This window comes from Endothiovibrio diazotrophicus, from assembly GCF_054657215.1.
On record NZ_BAAHXB010000221.1, the window covers coordinates 1 to 3,017 of the forward strand.

Here is a 3,017-nt window from a genome sequence, read left to right on the forward strand (position 1 = left end):
GCCGCCAGCATGGTCCCAAAAATATCTTGAAGCTTTTCCTGCGAAGTGGTTGGCAGAATCGAAAACAAGGCGATAAACACCCAGCAGTCTTCCCCAAGCTCGTCATACAATGTTTCACAACAAATATTTTCTGTATCCGCCGTATAAATCTGCCGAGATTCTATATAGGACGTCGAATTGGGTCGACGCACCCATTTATCCGGCCATTTGTAGCGTACGGTATCGTAGTCGTTGTGATAGATTCGTTCCCAGGAACGTACCGCCAACGGGTAAAACGTCCCTAACGATTTTGTCAACGGCCCCGCTCTCACCTGAGCACGAATTAAGTTCCAATCGAACAACTGAATAGGCAAAACAAATTCTATCAACAATTTCTTTGCCTCAACCCCCAGTAATCGGGCTGTTTTTCCAATTAATATCGGCAAAATGGCTTCCAATTCACTACGATGATAATCGTGCTCCTTTATCTCTTGAGGTTTAAATTCACCTTCCTGATATAGCCAAGCACGCACAATGAAGAAATCTTCACTAACGAGATTCTTCGGCTCTATTTTCAATAGTAGCTTAGGCGCTTCGCGTTCTTTCCGCGACATCTCCGCCATTTTGTTCTTCAACAGTTTACCGCGCAGCAGGGATAAATCGATGGATAAGCGCGTAGCAAGCCTGTCTTGCCAACCCTGAATAGCCGAATATTTTTCTGCGGGCAGTTGCATTTCTAACGCATTTCGGCAGTATTCCATAAATTCCAGCAATGGCGCGTCGTCGGGTGGTGCGTAACGCTTCTTCGATAATATTTCGATAACATCAAATAACAAATTATATTCATATTGATCTAGCCATTGAATGGCGGTCGAGTCAATCTTCTCGAGATAGCTGAGCACATCAGCATTAGAAATCTTCGCGCTTCTTAAGAGCTCTTTCAATTCAAGAAGCTCAGGGATTGTGATGTATTGAAAATGTGCACAGGTTCCATGAGAGGAAGCGAAAGTCAGAACGAGTTCACGAAAAGAGTTTAGCGGAATCAAATATGTATGAGCATCGTCCTTGGCGCGGGTAATACCTACGAGCTCGCCATCAAACACTACCGGGCCACCACTCATACCTTTGTCGATTGCAGTGTGCACGACTTCCAAGTCGTAATCGCCGTGATAAGCGCTGATTTGCACTTCGGGTGTTTCTAAACCACCTTCCGCTGTGCTGTAACCAACCAACAAAACGCCTTGACCTTGCTGCAAAACCGCCTGCGCGGGGTTTGCAAGCGCCAACACATTCACATCGGATACAGGTTTCAGCAGGGGTAAAACCGCCACATCCAAGTAAGGGTGAAAGATAGGATTCTGGATTTTACGCAAGCCGCCTTCAATCCACGCCCCACTATCGCTTTGCAAATAAATCTTTTCGACAGCCAATTCCGCAACAACATGCTTGGCCGTAATTAAGTAACCCGGCGCGATGAAAAAGGCCGTGCCTTGGTATACACCACTTTGGCTTGGACGATCATGCCAGACACGGACAATGCTGCGTTTCCACTCGTTCACATTTCAGCCTCGGGAGTCTTCTTTTTCCACTTTGCACAAACTTTGAGTGCTACGTTGGACTCGGCACCAACAATAACCGGTATCGGGTTCACTTTCCCCTTGAAGCCAATATTCAACTCTACTCCCCATTCATCCGGGACATTCTCGTTGACACTATCGTTAATCGTGCTGAAGACCGATCCCAACGTACCTTTGAGTGTTTCCATGGTATCTATGACTATATCTGCGGCGCTAGTCAATTCCGCTCCAGGGGGTAAATCCTTTGCGCCTTGCTGAATGGATACTTTAGGAAGTTTGTTTTCGGCCACCTCCTCCATTTCGATGTAAATGACAGCGCCATCGTTAAGGGCAATTTCTTTAATGACATTCATTTATTTCTCCTATAATTTATCTTCCTGAGTTATTCACGAGGCGCGGAATCATATTTTTCCTTTGATAATAGAAAGGACCTCATCATTTCCTAGGAACGATCGATGCTATTGGCGCGCATCCCGACCCTTCACCGCCGATCCCGCCAGTAATACGGTCGTCGCTTCTGGTGCGCAACCGCCAGCACCCGGATCTCACCCGGTCGTACCGAGTACATCAAGGAATACGGGAACTTTGCCATACTCTTTGCCCTGACCCGTCCTCGTATCTGTGGCGCCGCTTCCGGGAACTCGGTGAGGGTACCGAGCGTTCGCTCAATTTCTTCGATGAACAACGTACCCAGCCCCGGACTCTCCAGGTCGTAAAAATCAGCCGCCTCGTTGAGTTCCACCTCGGCGGATTCATGAAACGTAACCCTTCGGCTCATTTCCTCCGGGCTCTGGCGTGGGCCAGTACCTCGTCGGCAGGGACGGCGGTAGCATGCCCCTGGTCCAGCTCTTCATCCCGGCGATGGGCCTCGTCCGCCCACAGCGCGGCAACCTGCGCCTCGCTCATCGAATCGAGGCTGCTCAGTAGCGCCCTCGCCAAGGAGGCACGCGCCTCAGGGGGCAGACGCAACGCCTGCTCCTGAATCTCTTCAATACCCATCGCTTCACCTCCGCTATCCGCAACGGCTTGTCGCGTTGCGTATCACAAGAACCCGACGCATAACCGGGGCACCCGTCGTAAATCGCAAGACTACTGGGACACCCATCGCAACTGCCCCGTAGTCATCCTTCTCAGCTTACCCGGACACCCACCGAAAATGGCACTGCCGTGAAGAACACCAGCGCTGATCCCCCTACCGATCAGCGCCCTCGCTATCAGAATTCTCCCAATTGATTGCGCTTACCGGCGCGCTTACCGGGACACCCACAGAACTAGCTTGCCGGGACACCCATCTCAACCTTCGCGTCGACATCTCTCTCGTTTAAACGATGAGACGCCAAACCCCGCTACCAAGCTCGATCCCGACGACGAAACCTAAACGGCCCCGCCCCGGTAACCCGCAGCGAGGCCGTAGATGAAGACCGGCCCTACGTCAGACCAACCATCACTCCCCGCTCATCT

At 50.7% G+C, this 3,017-nt stretch carries 4 protein-coding genes; all 4 read right to left on the bottom strand.

Annotated elements, in window-relative coordinates:
* Nucleotides 1–1,538: trypsin-like peptidase domain-containing protein (locus ACYQ2W_RS25765; RefSeq protein WP_459873844.1), on the bottom strand; the 1,538-nt coding region annotated here is incomplete at its 3' end.
* Complete coding sequence (locus ACYQ2W_RS25770) at nt 1,535–1,909, bottom strand: CU044_2847 family protein (RefSeq protein WP_459873846.1); 375 nt, start codon at nt 1,907–1,909, stop codon at nt 1,535–1,537. The genes ACYQ2W_RS25770 and ACYQ2W_RS25765, both read right to left, overlap by 4 nt.
* Before the next feature lie 128 nt (nt 1,910–2,037).
* A complete protein-coding gene (locus ACYQ2W_RS25775) occupies nt 2,038–2,334 on the bottom strand; it encodes a type II toxin-antitoxin system RelE/ParE family toxin (protein WP_459873848.1) in 297 nt (98 codons plus the stop codon).
* On the bottom strand, nt 2,331–2,555 hold the full coding sequence (locus tag ACYQ2W_RS25780; protein ID WP_459873851.1) for an addiction module protein: 225 nt from the start codon (nt 2,553–2,555) through the stop codon (nt 2,331–2,333). Before ACYQ2W_RS25780 ends, ACYQ2W_RS25775 begins: the two co-directional genes overlap by 4 nt.
* Between the last annotated feature and the right edge of the window lie 462 nt (nt 2,556–3,017).

Coding starts and splice junctions, on each gene's coding strand:
- ACYQ2W_RS25770 (WP_459873846.1), bottom strand. CDS start 1,909: ATGAATGTCATTAAAGAAATTGCCCTTAACGATGGCGCTGTCATTTAC.
- ACYQ2W_RS25775 (WP_459873848.1), bottom strand. CDS start 2,334: ATGAGCCGAAGGGTTACGTTTCATGAATCCGCCGAGGTGGAACTCAAC.
- ACYQ2W_RS25780 (WP_459873851.1), bottom strand. CDS start 2,555: ATGGGTATTGAAGAGATTCAGGAGCAGGCGTTGCGTCTGCCCCCTGAG.